28 protein-coding genes and 3 tRNA genes are annotated in these 21,553 nt (G+C 49.8%); 18 read left to right on the plus strand and 13 right to left on the minus strand.

Annotated elements, in window-relative coordinates:
- The first annotated feature begins 120 nt into the window (after positions 1 to 120).
- Together pdsR and B0475_RS07440 are read left to right on the plus strand one after the other, a co-directional pair.
- Entirely contained in the window at positions 121 to 816 is a 696-nt protein-coding gene (gene pdsR, locus B0475_RS07435) for a proteobacterial dedicated sortase system response regulator (protein WP_077411175.1), read from the plus strand.
- Positions 813 to 2,639: an ATP-binding protein gene (locus B0475_RS07440; RefSeq protein WP_077411176.1), complete on the plus strand. Its 1,827-nt coding sequence runs from the start codon at positions 813 to 815 to the stop codon at positions 2,637 to 2,639. The genes pdsR and B0475_RS07440 overlap by 4 nt, the downstream gene beginning before the upstream one ends.
- Here B0475_RS07440 and B0475_RS07445 read toward each other — a convergent pair.
- Both B0475_RS07445 and B0475_RS07450 read right to left on the minus strand, forming a co-directional pair.
- Positions 2,636 to 3,019 (minus strand): DUF6768 family protein, encoded by a 384-nt coding sequence (locus B0475_RS07445; protein WP_077411177.1) that lies wholly within the window; start codon positions 3,017 to 3,019, stop codon positions 2,636 to 2,638. The two genes, B0475_RS07440 and B0475_RS07445, sit on opposite strands and share 4 nt — an antisense overlap.
- Positions 3,016 to 3,549 (minus strand): RNA polymerase sigma factor, encoded by a 534-nt coding sequence (locus tag B0475_RS07450; protein WP_077411178.1) that lies wholly within the window; start codon positions 3,547 to 3,549, stop codon positions 3,016 to 3,018. The genes B0475_RS07445 and B0475_RS07450 overlap by 4 nt, the downstream gene beginning before the upstream one ends.
- A 150-nt stretch (positions 3,550 to 3,699) precedes the next feature.
- Here B0475_RS07450 and pgsA point away from each other — a divergent pair, with 150 nt between their 5' ends.
- The 9 genes from pgsA to B0475_RS17630 all read left to right on the plus strand — a co-directional run bounded on the left by pgsA (position 3,700) and on the right by B0475_RS17630 (position 7,745).
- Complete coding sequence (gene pgsA, locus B0475_RS07455; RefSeq protein ID WP_077411179.1) at positions 3,700 to 4,254, plus strand: CDP-diacylglycerol--glycerol-3-phosphate 3-phosphatidyltransferase; 555 nt, start codon at positions 3,700 to 3,702, stop codon at positions 4,252 to 4,254.
- Between the two features lie 66 nt (positions 4,255 to 4,320).
- A tRNA-Gly gene (locus tag B0475_RS07460) sits at positions 4,321 to 4,395 on the plus strand.
- 101 nt (positions 4,396 to 4,496) lie between these two features.
- Positions 4,497 to 4,570, plus strand: a tRNA-Cys gene (locus B0475_RS07465).
- Between the two features lie 521 nt (positions 4,571 to 5,091).
- Positions 5,092 to 5,178 (plus strand) — tRNA-Leu (locus B0475_RS07470).
- Between the two features lie 238 nt (positions 5,179 to 5,416).
- Positions 5,417 to 6,238 carry a MipA/OmpV family protein gene (locus B0475_RS07475; protein WP_077411180.1) on the plus strand — a complete coding sequence of 274 codons (822 nt, stop codon included), beginning with the start codon at positions 5,417 to 5,419 and terminating at the stop codon, positions 6,236 to 6,238.
- Between the two features lie 169 nt (positions 6,239 to 6,407).
- A complete protein-coding gene (locus tag B0475_RS07480) occupies positions 6,408 to 6,758 on the plus strand; it encodes a hypothetical protein (RefSeq protein ID WP_077411181.1) in 351 nt (116 codons plus the stop codon).
- Positions 6,759 to 6,818: 60 nt separating this feature from the next.
- Positions 6,819 to 7,064 carry a hypothetical protein gene (locus B0475_RS07485; RefSeq protein WP_077411182.1) on the plus strand — a complete coding sequence of 82 codons (246 nt, stop codon included), beginning with the start codon at positions 6,819 to 6,821 and terminating at the stop codon, positions 7,062 to 7,064.
- A gap of 96 nt (positions 7,065 to 7,160) precedes the next feature.
- Positions 7,161 to 7,517 carry a hypothetical protein gene (locus B0475_RS07490; RefSeq protein ID WP_077411183.1) on the plus strand — a complete coding sequence of 119 codons (357 nt, stop codon included), beginning with the start codon at positions 7,161 to 7,163 and terminating at the stop codon, positions 7,515 to 7,517.
- A gap of 6 nt (positions 7,518 to 7,523) precedes the next feature.
- Positions 7,524 to 7,745 (plus strand): hypothetical protein, encoded by a 222-nt coding sequence (locus tag B0475_RS17630; protein WP_157892779.1) that lies wholly within the window; start codon positions 7,524 to 7,526, stop codon positions 7,743 to 7,745.
- Positions 7,746 to 7,785: 40 nt separating this feature from the next.
- On the opposite strand, the gene B0475_RS07495 is transcribed toward B0475_RS17630, so the two are convergent.
- The gene (locus B0475_RS07495; RefSeq protein WP_077411184.1) at positions 7,786 to 8,772 is read right to left on the minus strand and encodes an L-threonylcarbamoyladenylate synthase; all 987 of its coding nucleotides are present in this window, start codon (positions 8,770 to 8,772) and stop codon (positions 7,786 to 7,788) included.
- A gap of 103 nt (positions 8,773 to 8,875) precedes the next feature.
- Here B0475_RS07495 and B0475_RS07500 point away from each other — a divergent pair, with 103 nt between their 5' ends.
- The 3 genes from B0475_RS07500 to B0475_RS07510 all read left to right on the plus strand — a co-directional run bounded on the left by B0475_RS07500 (position 8,876) and on the right by B0475_RS07510 (position 9,838).
- Positions 8,876 to 9,124 (plus strand): hypothetical protein, encoded by a 249-nt coding sequence (locus B0475_RS07500; protein ID WP_077411185.1) that lies wholly within the window; start codon positions 8,876 to 8,878, stop codon positions 9,122 to 9,124.
- Between the two features lie 254 nt (positions 9,125 to 9,378).
- The gene (locus tag B0475_RS07505) at positions 9,379 to 9,564 is read left to right on the plus strand and encodes a hypothetical protein (protein WP_077411186.1); all 186 of its coding nucleotides are present in this window, start codon (positions 9,379 to 9,381) and stop codon (positions 9,562 to 9,564) included.
- 1 nt (position 9,565) lies between these two features.
- Positions 9,566 to 9,838: a hypothetical protein gene (locus tag B0475_RS07510; protein WP_077411187.1), complete on the plus strand. Its 273-nt coding sequence runs from the start codon at positions 9,566 to 9,568 to the stop codon at positions 9,836 to 9,838.
- On the opposite strand, the gene B0475_RS07515 is transcribed toward B0475_RS07510, so the two are convergent.
- The 10 genes from B0475_RS07515 to B0475_RS07560 form a co-directional block, all read right to left on the minus strand.
- Positions 9,821 to 10,390 carry a uracil-DNA glycosylase family protein gene (locus B0475_RS07515; protein WP_077411188.1) on the minus strand — a complete coding sequence of 190 codons (570 nt, stop codon included), beginning with the start codon at positions 10,388 to 10,390 and terminating at the stop codon, positions 9,821 to 9,823. The two genes, B0475_RS07510 and B0475_RS07515, sit on opposite strands and share 18 nt — an antisense overlap.
- Complete coding sequence (locus tag B0475_RS07520; RefSeq protein WP_077411189.1) at positions 10,387 to 10,620, minus strand: DUF3820 family protein; 234 nt, start codon at positions 10,618 to 10,620, stop codon at positions 10,387 to 10,389. The genes B0475_RS07515 and B0475_RS07520 overlap by 4 nt, the downstream gene beginning before the upstream one ends.
- Positions 10,607 to 11,686: a cupin domain-containing protein gene (locus B0475_RS07525; RefSeq protein ID WP_077411190.1), complete on the minus strand. Its 1,080-nt coding sequence runs from the start codon at positions 11,684 to 11,686 to the stop codon at positions 10,607 to 10,609. The genes B0475_RS07520 and B0475_RS07525 overlap by 14 nt, the downstream gene beginning before the upstream one ends.
- On the minus strand, positions 11,683 to 12,588 hold the full coding sequence (locus B0475_RS07530; RefSeq protein WP_077411191.1) for a DMT family transporter: 906 nt from the start codon (positions 12,586 to 12,588) through the stop codon (positions 11,683 to 11,685). Before B0475_RS07530 ends, B0475_RS07525 begins: the two co-directional genes overlap by 4 nt.
- 62 nt (positions 12,589 to 12,650) lie before the next feature.
- Positions 12,651 to 13,124 (minus strand): GNAT family N-acetyltransferase, encoded by a 474-nt coding sequence (locus B0475_RS07535; RefSeq protein ID WP_077411192.1) that lies wholly within the window; start codon positions 13,122 to 13,124, stop codon positions 12,651 to 12,653.
- Positions 13,125 to 13,128: 4 nt separating this feature from the next.
- On the minus strand, positions 13,129 to 13,752 hold the full coding sequence (locus B0475_RS07540; protein WP_157892781.1) for a hypothetical protein: 624 nt from the start codon (positions 13,750 to 13,752) through the stop codon (positions 13,129 to 13,131).
- 79 nt (positions 13,753 to 13,831) lie between these two features.
- A complete protein-coding gene (locus B0475_RS07545; RefSeq protein ID WP_077411194.1) occupies positions 13,832 to 14,101 on the minus strand; it encodes a hypothetical protein in 270 nt (89 codons plus the stop codon).
- A complete protein-coding gene (locus B0475_RS07550) occupies positions 14,098 to 14,988 on the minus strand; it encodes a DMT family transporter (RefSeq protein ID WP_077411195.1) in 891 nt (296 codons plus the stop codon). The genes B0475_RS07545 and B0475_RS07550 overlap by 4 nt, the downstream gene beginning before the upstream one ends.
- Positions 14,988 to 15,623 (minus strand): YceH family protein, encoded by a 636-nt coding sequence (locus B0475_RS07555; RefSeq protein ID WP_077411196.1) that lies wholly within the window; start codon positions 15,621 to 15,623, stop codon positions 14,988 to 14,990. Before B0475_RS07555 ends, B0475_RS07550 begins: the two co-directional genes overlap by 1 nt.
- Positions 15,624 to 15,636: 13 nt before the next feature.
- Positions 15,637 to 17,955: a bifunctional serine/threonine-protein kinase/formylglycine-generating enzyme family protein gene (locus B0475_RS07560; RefSeq protein ID WP_077411197.1), complete on the minus strand. Its 2,319-nt coding sequence runs from the start codon at positions 17,953 to 17,955 to the stop codon at positions 15,637 to 15,639.
- Between the two features lie 126 nt (positions 17,956 to 18,081).
- Here B0475_RS07560 and B0475_RS17635 point away from each other — a divergent pair, with 126 nt between their 5' ends.
- The 4 genes from B0475_RS17635 to B0475_RS07580 are packed head-to-tail and all read left to right on the plus strand — an operon-like array spanning position 18,082 to position 21,551.
- Positions 18,082 to 18,267 carry a hypothetical protein gene (locus tag B0475_RS17635; protein WP_157892782.1) on the plus strand — a complete coding sequence of 62 codons (186 nt, stop codon included), beginning with the start codon at positions 18,082 to 18,084 and terminating at the stop codon, positions 18,265 to 18,267.
- 29 nt (positions 18,268 to 18,296) lie between these two features.
- Positions 18,297 to 20,219, plus strand: a complete 1,923-nt coding sequence (mnmC, locus tag B0475_RS07570; protein WP_077411199.1) for a bifunctional tRNA (5-methylaminomethyl-2-thiouridine)(34)-methyltransferase MnmD/FAD-dependent 5-carboxymethylaminomethyl-2-thiouridine(34) oxidoreductase MnmC — start codon at positions 18,297 to 18,299, stop codon at positions 20,217 to 20,219.
- Positions 20,216 to 20,983 carry a class I SAM-dependent methyltransferase gene (locus B0475_RS07575; RefSeq protein WP_077411200.1) on the plus strand — a complete coding sequence of 256 codons (768 nt, stop codon included), beginning with the start codon at positions 20,216 to 20,218 and terminating at the stop codon, positions 20,981 to 20,983. The genes mnmC and B0475_RS07575 overlap by 4 nt, the downstream gene beginning before the upstream one ends.
- The gene (locus B0475_RS07580; RefSeq protein WP_077411201.1) at positions 20,973 to 21,551 is read left to right on the plus strand and encodes an LOG family protein; all 579 of its coding nucleotides are present in this window, start codon (positions 20,973 to 20,975) and stop codon (positions 21,549 to 21,551) included. The genes B0475_RS07575 and B0475_RS07580 overlap by 11 nt, the downstream gene beginning before the upstream one ends.
- Positions 21,552 to 21,553 lie beyond the last annotated feature (2 nt).

Genomic DNA, 21,553 nt, shown 5'->3' on the forward strand with positions numbered 1-21,553 from the left:
GGAACTTCCTCATGTCAAATATCCAACGCGCTTTGATTTCAATTAAAGACTGAACATTATACAATGAAAGCAGTCAGAACCCTCATTTGACCAACAAAGTTAAAATTAATTTACTTTTATATGACACATTCGCAAAAACACATCATCATCGTTGAAGATGAGGCCGATCTGCTGGCCAATTACCGGGCCACTCTGGAAAAACACGGCTACCGGGTAACCGGGCTTGGGTCAAGACAACAAGCCGAACAGTTTTTCTCTGCCCAAATGGCCGACCTGGTGATCCTCGACGTCGGATTGGGACATGATGCTGATGCCGGTTTTGCCCTGTGCCAACTGCTCAGAGCACGCTCAGCCACTTTGCCCATTCTGATGCTCACAGCCCGTGATGACGAAATTGATGTGGTCTCCGGATTGCGTCTTGGCGCGGATGATTACCTCAGCAAGGACATTTCCATGCCCCACCTGCTGGCCAGGGTTGCCGGGCTGTTCAGACGTCAGTCCGCGGTACAATCCAGCCCGGCAGACCAGCCCATAGAACAAGGTGATCTGAAAATTCTGGTGGATAACCTGCAATTATACTGGCAGCAACAGTTACTGGACCTGACTGTGACTGAATTCTGGATGGTACAGGCATTGGCACGGTACCCCGGCCAGGTCAAAACCCGGGAACAGCTGATGAAAGATGCCAATGTTTATGTCGATGACAGCACCATCACCTCTCACATCAAACGCATCCGTAAAAAATTCCAAAAAATCGATCCTGAATTCGATCAGATTGACACCGTACACGGTATGGGCTATCGCTGGAAGCCATGAAACTGAAATGGCAAATCAGCATCATTGCCTTCCTCTCACTGAGTTTCCCCCTGGTGGTATGGCTGGCCTTTGTCGCCCTCAACCAGACCTTTCAGTCCAACATGCTGGCTGCCGCCGACAAACAAGCCCGAGTCATTGTTAACAGCGTTGAACAATTTCACCGTGACCGGCCGACAGACTTACAGGGCTGGGTGGCTGAGCCACTCACTGCTCCGGTGGTGATTGATGGGAGCAGCAATGAATGGGAAGCTTTGCCCTGGTATCGCATCAACCACCGCATGCGCTTCAAAACCGGACAACATCAACAACAATTGCATGTGCTGATTGAGGTGCTGGACAACAGTCGGTACATCGATCTCAATAACCCTTCTGACCGGCTGATCATTGCCCTGGGGGATGATCGCGGCATCCAGAAACACACCCTGAACAGACAAGCAGAAGGGCCGGTTTTCAATCAGTTGGCCGGCGCGGAATTCACTGCCTGGTGGCATGAGGTGGCAGTGGGATACCAGGTGGAGATGCGATTCTCAGGTCCGCCTGCAGATCGCCTGGGACTGGCCGCAGTTAATCATGCCACGGCTGATTCATCGGTCTCTTTCGGCCACCTGGTCAATGAGCAAATCCAACTGACTCCGCTGTTTCAACAACAACCCGTCTGGCAATCGTTTTTAGGGCAGATCACCCCGGAGGATGGACAGCTGACACTGACCGATGCCCAGGGGCGGATTTTCTACCAGACCACCAACACCGTGGCCAGTCCCCCTGCATCCAGCTGGTTGACAGAAGTCATTTATGAGCTGGCTTTTGACACCGACATGGATGATGGCAGTCATTTTTTCGGACAACGGGTGTTCACCTCTTTCAGTGGTGGAACAATCGAACTGACGGTGCGGCATAACGAAGCACAAATGGCCTTAATCAATACCTTCATTCGCTCCATCACCTGGATTTTTCTGATCGCCCTGATCTTGTTACTGGGTTATTTTGTTTATGCTCTGATCCTGGCCTGGCGAATACGAAGACTCAATAAAACACTGCAGTTTGTTCTTGATGACAAAGGCAGGATTCATCAATCATTGCCGTCGGCGAAAGCCAGGGATGAAATTGGCGACCTGTCCCGGGGTATGTCAGCCATGCTGGCTCAATTGGATGAATACACCGCTTACCTGAAACAACTTGGATCACGCCTGTCGCATGAAATGAAAACCCCTATCAGCATCGTGCACACCTCTCTTGAACTGCTGCAAATGGAGCAGCCTGACAACGAGTATGTCAACCGTGCACTGGGGGCCAATCACCGGCTGAAATTCATCCTCAATCAGCTCAGTGTCATGAGCAAAATGAAACAAACCATCGCCGACAGCGAAGTGGAACGTTTTGATCTGAACGGACTGATTCAGGAACTGGCCGCTGGTTATCAACTGAACACCAAACACCTGGAGGCACAACTGGCTGATCAGCCTGTGATGATGCAGGGTTCTGCGGAATTGATTGCTCAGTTGGTAGACAAACTGGTGCAGAATGCCATCGACTTCACCCCCCCGGACGGCTTCATCAAGCTGGCAGTTAGGATCCGTGAAGACCAGCAGACCTTCCGGTTAAGTGTCACCAACAGTGGTGCCACCATCGCTGCAGAACGCCTGCCAGTGTTGTTTGATTCCCTGACTTCATTCAGGGACCAGAAAACAGATCAGCCACACCTGGGATTGGGACTGTTTCTGGTCAAACTGATCGCCGACTTCCACCAGGCTGACATCAGTGTGCATAACACCAGTGATCCTGACGGGGTTTGTTTCATCTTGTCAGGACCACTGATTGTTTAATTGCGCTGATCCAGCTTTTCGGTCAGGTGAGCCACCTGTAACTCCAGCAGCTTCACTTCCCTGATCACCCTGTTACGGCCCAATTCAGACCAATACCATGACTTGGCGAACTGCGTCAGTAAAGTGAACACAATGATGACAATGCCCCAACCCAGCAATGACTTGGGGTCCTGTTCATGATAGAAACGGTAGATGCCGTACATACTGATGCCAAAAAACAACACACTGTAAAAAATCACCTGTGCATACACCCATTTCATGCCGGTTTTGAAGCCGGCGCGCATTTGCTTGAATGGATTGGCATCGGTTTGTCGGTTTTGTTCGACAATTTCCTGGTACTCTTCCTGTAAAGCCTGTTTGATTTGTTGATCGATGTTCATGAATCTGACTCCTGGGTTAACCATGATTTAATGTGACCGCGGGCCTGAAACAATAAAGATTTCACGGTGCCCGCGGGCGTCTCAAGGATGTGGCCAATTTCAACCACTGTGAATCCCTCAAAATAGAATAAGTGCACCACCGACGCTTCTTTGACCGATAAACAGCTGATGGCCTGACTGAGGTCCATTGCCATTTCTGTGCGGCTGGCTGATTCACCCTGATCGATGGTCTCATCTGGCAAGGGATCAGTGGGACGCTGTTTACGCCACAAATCCTGACAGCGGGAATGAACGATGCGGTATATCCAGCCATGAAAAGCCTTCGGCTCCTTCAGCTGGTGGATCTTATTAGCGATCACCCACAAAGCATCCTGCACACAATCATCAGCATCTGCCCGTTCGGGTAACAACCGCCTGGCATAAGCCAACAGCTTATGCCTGATCAGTTCCAGCAACTCGTTGATGACTTGTGGCTCATCTGTCTGAGCCTTGAGCACCAGCCATTCAATGTAGATGTTTTGCTTATTCATGGGGTTTAGACGTCTTGAAAATCACAGATGGTTGAAAATACGTCAAAATACCTGACATCGATTTCCAGCGGCTGATCACATTATTCATAAAATGTTACAACACCAGCACGCAGGGTTGCTAAAATAAGACAAAATTCAGCGTTGATGCACATGACCAAACATTTACCGAACATCCTGACCCTGATCCGGGTGGCCCTCATCCCTGTGATGATATTGTTCTTCTACCTGCCATTCGAATGGTCCAGATTCATGGCTTGTTGGGTGTTTGTAGCCGCCAGCATCACAGACTTTCTTGATGGCTATTTTGCCCGCAAGCACAAGACATTCTCCAAATTTGGTGCTTTTCTGGACCCGGTAGCTGACAAGCTCACCGTAACCACCGCATTGGTCATCTTGCTGCAAGACCACCCAACCATCCTGATGATGATCGCCACAGCGGTGATCATTGGCCGCGAGATCACCATATCGGCGTTGCGTGAATGGATGGCAGAATTGGGTGAACGCAGCGCGGTCAATGTAGCCATGGTGGGTAAGGTCAAAACCGTGTTCCAGATGATGGCCATTGGCTTTTTGCTGTATGAAGCTGATTTATGGTTCATCCCGGTCTATCAGATCGGATTGGTGCTGTTGTATGTGGCCGCCGGCCTCACGCTGTATTCCATGTATGTCTATCTGCGGGCCGCCTGGCCAATGATGAAGGAATAAATTTCACTTTTTGCTTAAAAATTATTTGACAACAGGCGCATTAACGATAAAATGTGCCACCTCTAAGCGGGAATAGCTCAGTGGTAGAGCACAACCTTGCCAAGGTTGGGGTCGCGAGTTCGAACCTCGTTTCCCGCTCCAGATTCTGAAGGGCTGATTTATCAGCCCTTTTTTGTGCAAATTGATAAAGTTTGCACTTGATTTAAAATCTGTATACAGCGAAAATGGTTCGCCTTGAAAATGGCTGGATGGCAGAGTGGTGATGCAGCGGATTGCAAATCCGTGTACCCCGGTTCGATTCCGGGTTCAGCCTCCATTTTCAACCCTGATCACCTTCCCCACCCCAGGTTATCAGGCCTGTTGTGTTGAACAAACACAACCTGAGTTTCAGCTTATCTTGCCAGTTATGAGCTGAAAAATTTGATGGGTGATTGATGTGATTGCCTTCATTTGCAACCTCATCATAAATTGCTGACTACCAGCAGCAAAAAAGGATCTTTTGATGGCCTTATACACAGAGAGGTTATCAAACAGAAGATCATCTAAAAAGGTATTTTTTGCTAGGCTATTTCAAAGTAAGTTTAGCAACCTGAAAAAAGGATTTTTGATAGCCTCTTTCACAGTGAGGTTGTCAAAAGCAAGGAGACAACTTACGAATGCACACCTGTGCTTGAGTAAAATAAATTGCTGACTACCAACAGCAATAAAGGATCTTTTGATAGCCTTATACACAGAGAGGTTATCAAAGGCAAGGAAGGCGTCATGAGTGCACACCTGTGCTCGAATGACAACTGACGCAGCATTTGAGAGCCTATCGAAGTATAAGGCATCAAAAGGGCCCGGGTGGCGAAATTGGTAGACGCAGGGGACTTAAAATCCCCCGGTGGAAACACTGTGCCGGTTCGAGTCCGGCCCCGGGCACCATTCTAAACAAACCTCATCACTCACCCCAACACCATCAAGTTGGGCTTCACCAGTTTCAGCCCAACCTACAACACTGACAGTGCACAGCTAGCTCTACCCAACGCAAATAAAACAGATCTTTAATGCGTCCACAAATCTTCATGAGATGATCATTGTGTGAACATTCATGTTCATAAAATGAACAGGATTTTCACTTGTTGAAGCCAATAATGATCAAAATATTTTAGGAGATTTTCTGATGAACAGAATTAAACATCTATGGGCTGTGTTGTTAATCGCCTGCTTCTGTCAATGTGCATTGGCACAATCAGACAGAGACGTCTTGGTGCCTTTACCTTCACTCAATGATTTCACCGATGGTGATGGTTGGGGTTTTGGCTTGGGTTTGGGCGTTGAATATGAAACCGCATATGAAGGCTCTGATGAATTCGAGGTCGAACCTGATCTGGCAGGTGGCATTCAGTACCGAACCGGGGACAACCTGTTTTTCTTTGCCGGCGAAGCCATTGGTTGGCGTGGCCTGAGGAATGACACCTGGTTGCTGCAGGCCACTTTGGCATTTGAAGAGGGCCGTGAAGAAAACGACTCAGACGACGGGCGCTTGGATGGCCTGGGCGACACCGATGAAAGCACGGAACTGGTGTTCGAAGTTCGCAAGTCACTGACTGATGATTGGCGCTATTGGTTTGATGGCCGGTTGTTGGCTGGCGATGAAGGCAACTTCCTGCTGCTTGGTGGTGGTATGCGATTTGGCGCTCAGAACGATGGCAGCGGCTCAGAACTCGGGATGGGCATCACCTTCCATGATGACGATTATGCCAACCGCGAATTCGGCATCACTGCCGAACAGGCATTGGCTTCTGGCCTGGCGGAGACAGAACTGGATGGTGGTTACCGGTCCATCGGCATCAACTACAACTACAGACACTATGTGAATGAACACTGGCAGATCTATGCTGAAGCGGTGTATGAGCATTACGGCAGTGACATCAAAGACAGCCCGATTGCCCGCAGTGACTATGAAGCTGAGGTGGGCATTGGCTTCATTTATGTGTTCTGATTGAGCATTGAAACAGTGAAACTGGAAGGGCCCTGAAGCATGAATTGCTCAGGGCTTTTTTTCATACAACACTTCGAAGATACTCAGCAGCCATGACTCTTGTCACTTCAATTCAACACAGGTATTTGCTACTGTAATTACATGGTGATTTGAAAAGGATTGAGGTATTATGACCATACAGCAAGAACTCAAAGCAGACATCAGGATCGGAAAACTGGTGGGCTTCATTGCCTGGATGGTGATGTTTGCCTTACTGCACATCAACCCATCCGGATATTCCTCAGAGATCATGCTGTGTGTGCTCGTTTTTTTCGCTTCCTTGTTGTATCAGGAAATGCTGATCACTTGCCCACGATGCAAGGCATCGATTGTAAAGTCAGCGCGTAAGCACAAACCGGGCTGGTTGAACCTGGATCTGACATACAGAACCGTTGACGACGCCTGTCGGGAATGTGGTTGTGACTTTTTGCAAGATGCTGAAGCCTTTGAGTCAGATAAGACAAAGCACAAAAACAGTTAACTTTTGACTTCACGAACCGAGGTCATCAGATGATTCTATAACCAGGAAAAAGGAACAACGATGAAAAAACAACCCAAAGAAAAGCATCAATACCATTGGTTTACCTGCTTATTTTTTGCCCTGTTTGGCTTTGTGTTTTTATGGGGTTTCATCACAGAAGGCCACCACTGGCTTATGGGTGATGGGTCTTTCTCGATGGCCTTGGTAGGCTCTGGATTTTTGTCCTATCTGCTGCTGTACACCGCATATAAAGGTCAGGCACCATCCTGGTTCAATGACAGAAATGTTTTTGGAGATGATAAGTAGTCGCCAACAAATGGCCAATCTGCCTTGACCAAGGGCAGTTATTATCCAGGCTGTGTTAAGATCAAAGACATGTGATACAAATTTACTTACATCGGTATGGAAACCAAACGCTTCATCCAAACGTATAATCACCGCCACCAGATTGGCGTCATGGCCGAATTTGCGGTTGAAACCTCCATACCTGAACGCAGTTCAGATTTCCTTGCTTTCACCAGGTCAGTGTGCATGCACCTGGCCCATCAACAGCCTGGTGATGTCAGAGAATTGCTGGAGCAACACCTGATCACTGACGAAGCCTTCACTGTGTTAGATGCATTGAATCAGCAAATCGAAACCTTGAATGAACGAATCTCCATCAACAGGTTTGTCATATGGAGTGAACATTTACCTGACAATCCTGACCTTACACCACCAGATAAGTCTCCGGCCGTGGCCATGAAGGTGGTGAAATAACCACTCATGAGCGCGGAAAACCTAAACAGAACCTATTCCTATCCAGCGAGATCAGTCCTGTTTCTGTTTGGGCTACTTGCTGTGTGTTTGTTTATGCTTTCTGGCTATGTGGCCATCACTGAATACAACTTTATATTGCTGCCACTCAACGGCTTCAGTGGGTATATCGGCTGGGTGTTTCTGTTCGCTGGCATCAAAGGCAAGGCTCCGGCATGGTATCAGGATTAAAATAATCAAATCTTAAGGACAGCGAATAAACCCTACTGATTCATCCTCGGTCACCAACCACCTTCCCCGCCCGCAACAAACGGTCATTCACGGCCTGCCAGGCATCAGTCATTGGTGGCAATTCCAGCCAGATTTCCTCAGCCGGTCCCTGATCCAGTTGGTAGAGGGTTTGATACAAGGCTTGTGCATAACCCTCGGGATCGGCAGACAACATGATGTCTCCGGGTCGCAGTGAGTCGCTGTACTCAGGGCTGTGAACCACGCAGGCGATGCCGTCTGGCCTGAGCTGCAGGGCCTGCTCCATGTGTACACTGCTGAACAGTTGTAGCGGCTTGCCGGGTTGGTAATGTTCTTCGACGTTACCAGGCACCACCACCTGGTGTTGTTCAGGGGTGGCGACCGTTTGTTGCAGCACGTCGGCGATTTGCCGGGCAGAGATGGGACCTGGTCGCAGCACCTGCACCTGAACACCGGTCAGGTCAACAATGGTGGATTCGATACCCACCTCGCAGGGGCCGCCATCGAGCACCGCAGCGATTTTACCCTGCAGGGTTTCAAAGACCTGAATGGCGGTCGTGGGACTGAGTTTTTTATACGGGTTGGCCGAGGGTGCAGCAACACCAATACCGGCGGTGTGCAGCAAATCCAGCAACACGGGATGGGCCGGTACCCGCAGGCCAATGGTGTCCAAACCACCAGTGATCACCGGGCTGACATCGGGATGCTTGTGCAATAACAAAGTCAATGGTCCGGGCCAAAAGGCTTGGGCCAGTTGTCTGGCGGTTTCTGGAATGTCAATGGCCCACTGTGGCAATTGATCAACAGATGGCAGGTGGACAATCAGCGGATGATCAGCCGGCCGGCCTTTGGCGACAAAAATACCATTCACAGCTTCGGGGTCAGCAGCGTTGGCAGCCAGTCCATAAACGGTTTCCGTGGGTACAGCCACCAATTCACCCTGCTGTAACAGCCGGGCAGCGGTATCGACATCGGTGGCCAGATCGCCTTGTAATTTCAGGGTGTTCATCACAACCGCCTACTATATCGACAATCCGCTTCACTGCAAAGGATAAATATCTTGAAGTCAGGCAGGCCAGTCCCATTTAAACTGCATGAAAAAGATATTATTTATGCAGTTATTCACCTGGGTCGTTCAAACTGAATCGATTAAGCAGGCCAGTCCCAGACCGCCGGGTTACTGGCCGATTGAATCAGCGGTCAGTTATCAGGCGGTGATGCCAGTGTTCAATCGGGAACTGGTGCCTGACGTTGAAGAGAAATCCGGACTGCAACCTGACAACCAAAGTAAAGAACTGATCATGGCCAGCCTGGCTGGAACGATCTCGATGGCTCCAGCCCTGCTCATGACATTTTACTGATAAAGACGCAGGACCACGCCGCTCAGGCCGGGACGACGGTGGTGGATAATGCAGCTTAGGGTTCCAACACTCCACAATGTTCACCCTTGCAACCTGGCCGTATAAAAGACAAATTTGCCGCTTTCCCAGGTCAGTCGTTGATCATGTGATTTGGTCTCATGAAGCCATCACCAGCAACGCAAACCTAACTTCCGGCACTCAAAAACCAGCGTCCGCTGTGCTATTTTAATTGATAAGCAACATTGGAGTGGCGTATGTGGTTATTTATTAAATCCCTGTTCATGGTCAAGGATCGGCAGATTGCCAGAGAAATGGTGGCAGAGCGTAAGCTCAAGCCCACACCGGCAAAGTTTAAACTGGCCAGGTTGATGAGAAGAAGGAACCGGCGCAACCGGTTCGCAGCCCACAACACCACCCTGAACAGCAGCAAGGTGAAATGACATGGAACAATCAGCCAAGAACAACAAACTGAGCGCCAAAGAACGCACACAACAACTGCTCAAAGCATTGCTGTGTGCGGTCGCTGCGATCCTGGTATTGATCTATGGCATGATTTTGGCCACCAACCTGATCACCCAACTGAATCCCCTCAACACCACCATCGTATATGTCACAGGTTCTATCTGTTATGGTTTGGTGGCGGTTGCATTCGCTCTGTTATGGCACCAGTCAAACAAATCATTGACCCGGGTGTTTTCAGGCCTGCAGGATTGATTGCACCTGATCCAGCAACTGGGGTACTACATGATCACTGAACCACGGATTGCGGCGCTGCCAGAGTCGATTCCGGGGTGATGGGTGAGGCAAAGGCATGTACTCAGGCAAGTAATCCTGGCGGTTTTTGACCCGTTCGGTCAGGCTCAGGCGATCTTTGAGGTAATGTTTTTGGGCATATTGGCCCACCAACAAGGTCAACTGAATGTCTGGCATAGCCGATCGCAAAGTTTCATGCCAGGTGGGTGCACAGCGCTTCATGGGTGGTAAATCGCCGGAGCGGCCTTTACCCGGATAACAAAACCCCATCGGCATAAAAGCAAACCAGTTTGGATCATAAAAACAGGCTTTATCCACCCCCAGCCATTCCCTCAACTGGTCACCGCTGGGGTCATTCCAGGGCACACCGGTTGCATGCACTTTGCTGCCCGGGGCCTGGCCGATAATCAGGATCCTGCTGTGGGTACTGGCCTGTACCACCGGCCTGGGACCCAGCGGCAATTCGTGACGGCAAAGGGCACACCGGCTGATGTCACTGAGCAGTTGTTTCACGATGATTTTTTGAGCAGGCGGCGTAATTCAGGCAACAAGCCATTGTGATCCAGTTCGAAGACCAAAGCCAGCTGGCGTCCAAGCGCATTGTCTGGAAAACCCTGGGTATTGAACCAGCCCAGGTAGTGAGCAGGCAAATCCATCAGTTGACGGCCTTTGTATTTCCCATAAGGCATGACCTGCACCAGGGCCTTGAGGAAAGCCTGTTTGTCGCTGTCAGAGAAATTCATCTGGCTGTTTCATCATCACCAATTCAAGGCATTGGAATTCATCATCAGCCTGGCTGAAGCTGACTGATTGATTGGCTGGCAGTAAAAAGCTGTCACCAGCCGACAACGGCAAAACACGGCCATCATGTTGTTGCAACTCACAACAACCACTGATCAGGTAATACCAACGCAATGGATTCTGATGTGACCAGCTGAGTGCTGGGGTCTGAGCTGAACCAGTGCGAAAATAATTCACCGCAAACAAGCCACCACTGTCAGTCGCCACTTCGCTGGCACAGCGTTGCCACTGTGCGCCCTGCCAGTCTTCCCATTGAGCTTCACGGTGTTTATGGTGGGAAAACCGCTGACCATGGTATAAGCGGTCACGAAACAGCTGCTCATTGGGTAGCTTCATTTGGTGGTCCATACTCGTCAGGTGTTCGGCTGGCAAACCAATTTCGATGACTTCCATTGCGTCACTGGATTCAATTACCCGATGTCTGATACCTGGCGGCTGGGTGACACAATCGCCAGCGGTTAACCTGAAAGGTTCACCCTGGTCTTCATAAACCACTGTTACCCAACCTTTGGTACAGGCAATTAACTGAAATCCGACTTCGTGAAAATGCACCTGGTCGGCAACCAGTCCGCCATCAGGAATGCAGATATTGGAAGCAATCATCAACCCATTGAGCCGTCCGGGAAGCAGATCCCGGTAGCGCATACCAGCACGGCCTGTGACCCAACTGGCCTCTTCACTGAGGCGATTCACGACAAATTCCGGTTCTGACCAGCTTGATGAAAGTTGCTGCACTTTGGATTGCCGGACCACAGTCACACCGCTGGGTGAGACACAAAATTCATCTGTTTGTGGCGCGTTTTCGGGTAGCAGCAGGGTCAGGTCATTGACCGGTAATCCACGTTCCAACCTGAGCACCAAGCCCCAACCAGTGAGAATCATGTAACGCGGGTTGTCGGCCGGAAAAACCTGTTCAGTGCGAAAGCCAAGTTCCTGTAGGAAGGTGGCTTCTGTGGCCAATTCGCGACAGCTGATTTTAATGTGTGCCTGTTGTTGCCAATCATTCATGGTTGTTCATTGAGTTTGTGTTCTTTGGCCCGGCGCTTGTTCAACGCAGCTTCCCGACGGGCGATGTAGATACCTGAGGCAAATACGATGGCTGCGCCAACCACTGTCCATTGATCAGCTGTCTGATCAAAGAACACCCAGGCCATGACAATGATAAAGGGCAATCGCGCAAAGTCAAACGGCATAACGATGGAAACGTCTGATCTCTTCAGGGATGAAGTAAACATCAGGTGGGCAAAGCTGCCGAGAAAACCCATTACAATGACACCCAGCCATATCCCTGGTGAGGGCCATTCCCAGACATAAATGGCAACGGGCAATGACATGGGAGTCATCAGCAACACCATGTACATAACAATCACATTGGCATCTTCGGTTCTCGACAAGCTTTTGATGATCAGCACCGAGGCCGCCATGAACATGGAAGAGGCAACCACCACCATTGAAGCAAACAAATCACCATCCAGACTGGGTCGGAGAATGATCAGGGTCCCAGCGAATCCAACCAGCACAGCCATCCAGCGTCGAGCGTGAACTTCTTCTTTGAGCACCACGGCGGCACCAATGGTAACGAACAATGGCACCGTGAAACTCAAGGCCACTGCTTTGGCCAAAGGCAACACAGTGATGCCCCAGAAATAACAATACATCGCACTGATGCCTAAAATGGCCCGCACCATGAACAATTTGAGCCGCTCGGTTTTGAATGAACGGTATCCATTTCGGATCAGCCAGGGCAGCATAAACACCAATCCGAACAGGTTGCGGAAAAAAGCAATTTGAAAGGCATGCAACTCTTCAGAGGTCCAGCGAATCAGCACGTTCATGAAGCTGAAGCCCAATGCAGCCATCAGCATCAGTGCGATGGCTTTGAACATTTGGCTATTGGCTGATTGACTCATTGATGAGCATCCGGGAATTGCGGGACAAACAGTTTAATCAATTGAGTCGATCCTGACCACCGTTATTGCGGCTTTTGCGGCCTGATCATGTATATACAGTTGGCCAGCGGAATGGGTTTGGGGTAAGGCTGTTCAGTAAAACCCAGACGCCGGTACAGCCTCATCGCCGGCAGGTTATCACTGAGCACAAACAAAGCAGCGTCGGACAACCCCAAAGTGACCTTGCCCTTGTCGATCAGGGCTTCGATCAAGTGTTCGCCCAGCCGCTGCCCCCGGAAAACAGGTGCCACCACCAAACGGCCCAGATGAATGCGTTCAAGGCGGTTGTAAAACTGCCCGAATGCCAGCAATTCACTGCCCGAAGACAATACGAATGACTGACTTTTGTGGTGCTTGGATTCTTTTTTAAAGCGGTCCAATTCCAGTGGAAACGTCAGATCAGGCCCGCCCCATTTGAGCACTTCTCCGGCATCAGTAAACCACTTGAAAACCTGCCTCAGATCTTCATCATTGCAAACAATTAATCGCCGCTGCATGGATTCAAACTGAGTCTGGAGGCAATCGTTTGAGCAAACTTTCTATGCTGTTTTGCTGGTAACTCAATTGGCTTTCAAATTGAATGTTTTGCTCTTTCAACTCGAGGTTCTCAAATTCAACCTGTCCATTTTGGAGGACCCAGTTTGCTTGGTTGGCATCCAGAAAAGTCAGGTAGTTATTCATGGTTTTAACCCTTCTCAGATGAGCTGCCAACACCTTCATTTGCGCTGATTTAAGTGCCAGGTGGTTTTTCATCAGGCTTTCCACAACCGGTTCTAACTGCTCATCGGTCAGCTCATCAGATCTGAGGTGCGCAGTGGTTCGCTGCCGCAATTCTTTGAGAAATGTATGGTACGTTCGGGTGGCCTGTTCATAGTCAGCCAATGCTTTTGCATGACGATCAAAAGCAGCAGCAGAATTCAGTTCAGACAGCTGAAGGATGCGCTGCTCTTCCAGGTTGTCAACCGCTTTCTGCCAACGGTCATTGTGCTCTTTGGTCAGGGCAAAAAATTGACTGGACAAGCTTGAGTACAACAGGTATTCAGATGACTCACCGGCCTGCACCTGGTCAGGCTTAATCATCAAAACCATGATCGATAACATCACAACTACAGATACTTTATTCATATCAACTCCGTACATGATTCAACGGTTAATTAAAGTCAGAAAAAGGCGATAGTTTAACACGGCTCTATGAACCTGGCAGTCATGGCCACATTTGGATGAGCAACATCGTGTGCAACATCAGCACACAGCACCACCGGATCACCTGGTTAATCACCGGAGCTGTTGCCGCTTGACGTGCCACCGAGACACAGCAACAGCCGATAATAAGGGCAATATATGTCAAATTCAAATTGGCCAGATAGGGATTGGTGGTGCGCCAATCATCCACCCAGAGCATTACCAGCACCACCGACAGACCCACCAGATAACCCCGCCAGATCCAGATTACCAGCCCTTCATGCTTTTTCATTTGTTTTTCAGCGTGGCCAGATAGATACCCAATAACACGCAGGCCAGTCCCAGTACATCCACCAATGAGGTGGGGCGGTCAAAAAACAGCACATCCCAAACCATCGACATGGCTGGCTGTAACAACAGCAACAAGCCAACAATGGAGGCAGGCAATGAGGGCATGGTTTTGGTGATCAGCACCCAACCCACCACCTGACAAAACAACCCCAATGCAATCACCGAAATCCAGGATTGAATATCAGGAATATCAAAGGACTGGCCTTCCTGCCATACCACCAATGCCAGAATAAAGGCACAAATCATGGATAAAACACCCAAATTGGCCATCGGTGACAAGGTGTTGGCTTGTGACTGGGCATGGCGCAATGAAAGCATGAAACCGGTGTATGCCAGGGCCGTTGAAACCCCATAAAAGACCCCCATCCGGTAATCATTTGACAGGGTTCCCCATTGTAAGCCGACCAACAAAAACAAGCCGGTAAAGGTGAGTACCAAACCGAGGAAAAATCGCCAGCTGATGCGTTCACTGAGAAACAGGTAACCAAATAAGGTCATGAAAAACACCTGCACATTACCCAGCACAGTGGCCAGTCCGGGACCCACAAATTCAATGGCCCGATGCCAGAACCACAGATCTGCGGCAAAAAACACTGCACCCAACAACAACCAAAGTGCATAACGGGCATTGCGCCATAAAGGTTGTGTCCGGATCAGGCACCAAACCACCAGGATCAGGCCGCCAATGAGCATTCGATAAAAGCCGATGACCGTTGGTCCCATATTGGCCAGCTTCACCCAGACACTGGATGAACTGATTACCAGGGCGGCAAACAACATGGTCAATACGGCCCACCTGGTGACTGGTTGGGCCTGAGACTGCATCATCAGTCGAGCAAAGTCAGCAATTGCTTCACTTGTTCCTCAAGCTGTTCCACCCGTTGTTCAAGGGCATCGATGCGATCTGCCTTGGCTGTACTGACGGCTTTAACCTGGGTTAACACTTCCTCTGCATCCACTTCTCCACACAACAAGTGGGTGTATCGCTCTTCCCTGGAGCCTGGTGCTTTGGGTAAGCGAACCACCAAAGGTTCATCACGGTCAATCAAGGATTCCAGGACAGTGCGCACCTCATCAATACCATCAAAGTCCTCCATTCTTCCGGTTTTGGTTTTGATGTCATTGAGGGTCACTGGCTCTCGCACCATCAAGACCGCAAGAATGGCCTGCTGCTTGCGATCGATGTGCCAATCGGTCAACACCCGGTGGGTCACGTGGTTGGCCCGGCCACCGTAATCAACACCTACCAGTTTGCGGTCTTCCAGCTGATTCACAGTGTGGCCCAGCTGGCCTTCGGTGAGGTTCATTACTGGCACACGGTTGGTTTTCTGATTACAGGCCAGCAACAATGAATTCATGCTCAATGGATAGTTGTTGGGGGTGGTCAGTTGTTTCTCCATCAGGCAGGCCAGCACCCTGGCTTCCAATGGATCTAAAATGGCGTTTGATTGGTTTTCAGTCATGATTTATGGCGAGTTAATTGATGTTTCTGACCAGCCTGAAGCCAATGTGCGACCAGGCCTGGTCAAATTTTATTTGTTCGATGACGGCTTTATCTGCGCTGCCCGAAACCCAGGATAAACCCGCACTTGGGTTACTTTCACAAGGGTCGTCAGCATTGAAGATGGCTTTGATTTTGCCCAGCTCCACACATCCGGCCAGCCATTCAGAAACATTGCCATGCAAGCCCCGCAAGCCCAGGTTATTGCGCTTGAAGGCTGAATATGGCGATACATATGAATAGCCATCATCACAGGTATACTTTAAAAAATCTTCATTGTCCTCAGGAAATTCCTGACCAGCCAGATTGGCCTGGCCACAACGGGGCTTTTTGGTGGTGCTGAGTTTTTGCAGATGCCGCCACTCGCGTTCGCTGGGTAACCGGTAATTCAAACCAGTCTGTCGGTTATACCATTCAATGAACAGGTTGGCATCCTGCCATGTGACACACACCACTGGCATGTCATCATGCATGGCAAACCCCGGCTTGAGGTAACTTCGCTGACTGAATATCATGTTTGAACCAACTGCCGTCTTGCATCGGGTCACCTCATGCCCGGTATCGCTGACAAAACGGTCGTACAATAAGTAGCTGACTTCCTCACGGCTTACCGCCAGGGCATAGTTGACCAAGCCCTGCTGATCAGATTGATTGGGCATCACCACCACAGCCGTCAGACCCATGGAGTCCGTCAGTAGCTGACCTGACCGGTACATCCCTTTGATCTCCTGATTCAATTCCGTAATGATCTCATGACCCGGCATCACCTCGTCAATCAGGGTGATCAGATCTGAGGCCAGTTGATGATCGGCTTTGGATTTGGCCCATTTGACTTTCTCTGCAATGGCACCCAGCAACAAACTGCTTTCCAGTTGGGTGTTTTGTTCAAGCAGCACCATCTGATGTTCCTCAGCCAGGATGGTTCGGTGTCTGACTTCAGCCACTGATGCAGCAAAAGTCCCTGCCTGCTGCCAATCATTTTTCTGAACCGCCAGATACAACAGTTCATAGTATGCCGCCATGACTTCAGACAACATATTCCTGGCTTCCTGGTGATCTGGAATGTTGCCCAGAATCTTCAATAACTGGTCCACTGCATTGTCACTCTTGGGCGTTGTCAGCTGTTTAATCCGGATGTTTTTTCTGGCCTGGTTGAGTAACTGATTGACCTCTTCCTCACTCAACAGATTGAGCACTGCCGGCACCTTTTCAACTGCTGTTTCATCAGCATCTGAATCTGCCACAGGAGCTGCCGTTTGTGGTTCATTTGCCAATGGATCATCAACCAACAATTCATCAACCAACAACTCTTCATTCAAATCCGTTTCAACAGCGTCATCGTCGGGCTCTGCGCTGACAAATGACGGGCGCTCTTCAGCAATCGGTGAGCCGCCAATGATCAACGGCCAATACCACCAGGTGGCAACTCCTGTCAGCACCAACAATGACATCAAAAGCCAGCGGGCACTGGATGATGTGTTGGACTTCGGTACAGAATTAACATTTGCCACCGCTTGTTTCAGGGCTTCCATATCAGCATATCGGTCAGCCGGATCTTTTGCCAGACAGCGGTCAATGACCGGTTGCCAGTGACTCACTTCAGCAGGCAGCCTGGGCACTGGTTTTTCCACATGTGCCATCATCAATGACAAGTCATCCTCTTCATTGAATACCGGTTCTCCGGTCAACATTTCAAACAGAATGGCCCCCAGGCCGTATACATCTGACTGTGCTCCCGCATCTTTTGACTGGGCCTGTTCGGGACTGATGTAATGGATGCTGCCAATGATGCGGTTTTCCCGGGTGAACCTTCTCCGGCCGGCGCTCAATGCGATGCCAAAATCTGCAATCTGCACATGGCCGAACTGATCAAAAAGGATGTTTTCCGGTTTGATGTCACGATGGATTACCCCCTGACTGTGGGCATAGGACAAACCATCACAAATCTCAGTCATGACCTGCTTGAGGTCCTCATCATTGTCATGCACATAAGTGGTCAGGTCACCATGTTGCAAGTATGGCATTGAATAATAAAGCACATCATCATCGATGTGTCCCACTTCATAGATACTGACAATATTGGGATGGTAGAGGCGGGCAATGATTTCAGCCTCTTGCTCAAATCGTTTAACCACATTTTCTTCATCTGTAATGATTGGCCGCATGACCTTCAAAGCCACTTCCCTTTTCAGCGATTCCTGGTATGCCAGGTAAACCACACTCATGCCACCCTCACCAATTTTTCTGATGATGCGGTAACCAGGTATGGATACTTTGTGGCTGATTTCTGTCATGGTGTGACTATTCTAACTGATGCTTTTTTAAAATGGCCCCCTAAAAAGGTGAAATAATGGCTATTTTTGATCATCACTCGAAGTGATGATTAATTTCGGGCATAATGACAGGCGGATCATGAAGTTATGAACAAAAATTCGCCACCAAATAACAACATCGTAGAGGTCACTTGTCACAAGTGTCACCTCAATGTGATTTACCTGCGGGTTGAAAATGCCGAAGCCAATGATTCTCCCTTCGAACCCAATCGCATTATCTGCACCGAATGCAATCAGGGATTGATGCAAAACATGGTTAATCCGGATTCCTGAATCCTCATGAACAACGCCTTGACCCCGGCATGCATCCACTGACCCTGGCCTACCAATCAACAGCGAAAATTGATCGCCAAAATGGCCGGCCGTACTCGGCTCAATTCGATGACATCTATTTCAACCCGGAAGATGGTTTAGCGGAAACCCGCTACGTGTTCATTGGCGGCAACCAACTGGAATCACGTTGGCAGTCACATCCCGGTAAAACCTTTTGTGTGGCTGAAACCGGTTTTGGCAGTGGCCTTAATTTCCTCGCCACCTGCCTGGCCTGGCAGCAAGCCCAATTCAAACCGGCCAGCTTGTGTTTTATCAGCACAGAACTGCACCCCATGTCCACCGAAGACCTGCGTCAAACTCACCAGCTGTTCCCCGAACTTCAGGAACTGAGCCAGTTGCTGTTACAACAATACCCGTCGGCCCGGGCTGGTTTTCATCAATTGCAGATAACCCCGGACATCAGTTTGTTGTTACTGATCGGAGATGCCACCGCTTGCCTGCAACAACTGAATGGCCAGGTTAACGCCTGGTTCCTCGATGGATTCTCACCTGGTAATAACCCTGATTTGTGGTCAGCCGATTTATTTGAGGTGATCGCTGGCTTATCAACGGACCAAACCACTCTGGCCACATACACCGCAGCCGGAAAGGTTCGCCGCGGTTTACAGGCCGCTGGCTTTGCAGTCACCAAAAAACCAGGTTTTGGCCAAAAGCGGGAGATGATCTGTGCCCGGTATGACGCCGCCAAACAGGTCAGGATCAGCAACAAACAACCCTGGCACCCATACCCCAAATCACCGGCCAAAGAGGCATCTGTAACCATTTTGGGTGGTGGTATAGCCGGTCTCAACCTGGCCCGTACATTTCATCGGACTGGCCATCACACCACGATCATTGATGCTTTCAACAAACCACTGCAGGCCGCTTCCGGTAACCCCGCAGCAATGATGATGCCGGTATTGACCGCCAGGACTTCACCAGAAGCTCTGTTTTATTTGCGTGCCTTTGAGTATGCACGCCGGATTTATGGTGCATGTTTCATCAACTCTGGCATCACGGAATATGCCGGTAGTGACCGGGCCGGCCAACGTCGACTGGAACAACTGGCCGAATCCGGGCTGCCAGATGAGCTGCTTCGCTGTTCCAAAAATCAACTGCATTATCCGACTGCCGGCTGGGTGGACACCAATGCCCTGCGACAGCGTTGGCTGACCTGTGTGGATGACTGGCAATGCCATGAAATCACTGACATAGAAGGTGCCGACGGGCAGTGGTATTTACTGGCAAACGGTCGTCAGGTCCACCACTGTACAACCCTGATCATTGCTGGCGGCATGAACAGCAGAAAACTCAGTCCACAACCATTACCACTGATGGCCCGACTGGGTCAGACCAACCACCTCATCACCCCTCAGGCCACCTCCATAGATCAGGTCTTACTCAACCAGGGTTACCTGATTCCGTTACCCGGCGAGCCAGCAGGTCACCATTATTTATTGGGTGCCACTTTTGATCACGTGGATTCTGAAAGCCAATACCATCATCAACCAGTCTGCAATAGCCACCAACAACGCAACCTGGCCCATTGGCAAGAACACCCTGAATTTGCCAAACTGGCACAAGCCAGCAGCCTGGCCGACCACACTGCCATCCGTGCCACCACACCAGATCATCTGCCAGTGTGTGGGCCCTTGATTGATCATCTGCGCTTTACCCGTGATTATGCCGACCTGCATCATGGCAGACACTGGCAGGTGTATCCTCCTGCCCAACCTTTACCGGGCCTGTATGTGCTCACTGGCCTGGGATCCAGGGGCTACACTTCAGCGCCCTTGCTGGCTGATTATCTGCATGCCATGATCAGCGGACAACCTTTGCCTCTTGAGGCTGATTTGTGTAAGATAATCCACCCCAACCGATTCAACCATCGACAACTCAAAAAACCATCATGACCACATCCGCTTCCTTTAAAGACCACTTTTCAACTCAGGCAGAAGCCTACAGCATGTATCGTCCGGAATACCCGACAGAATTGTATGAATGGCTGGCCTCATTGTGTCCGGAAACCAAACTGGTCTGGGACTGTGCCACCGGCAATGGTCAGGCTGCCGTGGCCATGACCAACCAGTTCTCATACGTCATCGGCACCGATGCCAGTGAATCACAGATTTACCGTGCCATGATTTATCCGCGGGTCGAATATGAAGTGGCGCTGGCACATGAAAGCCCACTGGCAGATCACAGCGTGGATCTCATCACTGTGGCACAGGCCCTGCATTGGTTTGATTTCGATTTGTTTTTTGCCGAAGTCAACAGGGTGGCAAAGAACAATGCAGTGCTGGCCGTGTGGTGCTATGAACTGCACCAGATCACCCCTGCAGTTGATGAGGTGGTTAAACATTATTACCAGAACATCATTGGTGAGTACTGGCCAGCGGAACGTCGGCATATAGAACAGGCTTATGCCGACATTGACTTTCCGTTTGAACCCATCAAAGCACCCAAATGTACCATGAGCAAACAATGGACCTTCAAACATTTGTATGGTTACCTGGGCACCTGGTCAGCCACACAAAAATACATGGCAGAACACAATGAAGATCCCCGGACTCAGATACTGGATCAGCTGCAAGCTGCCTGGGGTGAGGACGACACCCTGACAGTCAACTGGCCCATCACCATCAAAACATTCAGGATCAATCCTCATGAAGCTTGATCAACTGGCCGTCTACTGCTCATCCTCTGACCAGATTAAAAAATTATTTTTTGATCATGCCGATGGCCTGGGAGCCTTAATGGCCCGACATGACTGGGGTCTGGTTTATGGAGGAGGCATGGTAGGCTTGATGGGTCAGGTGGCCAAATCAATCAAACACCACAGTGGCAGAACCATTGGCGTGGTACCCGAAGCACTGCGCATCGATGGGGTAGTCAATACCATCGATGATGAACTCATCATCACCCCGGACATGCACACCCGCAAAGCAAAAATGATTGACCTGGCCGATGGCTTTATCGGTCTGGCAGGCGGCTTTGGTACCCTGGAAGAAATGCTGGAAGTGATGACCCTGAAACAATTGGGCTATCATGAAAAGCCAATCGTATTCCTCAATACCGATGGTTATTATGATCGTTTGTTTGAGATGTTTGAACACATCTATGCCGAAAACTTTGCCAAAGCGGAGTACCGCCAGCTGTATCACATCAGTGAGACGCCGGAAGATGTGGTGACTTATTTGCTCAACTATCAGCCACCACAGCTACCGGATAAATGGTTTGTCTGACC

This window comes from Marinicella sediminis, assembly GCF_002000055.1.
Classification (GTDB): Bacteria; Pseudomonadota; Gammaproteobacteria; order Xanthomonadales; family Marinicellaceae; genus Marinicella; species Marinicella sediminis.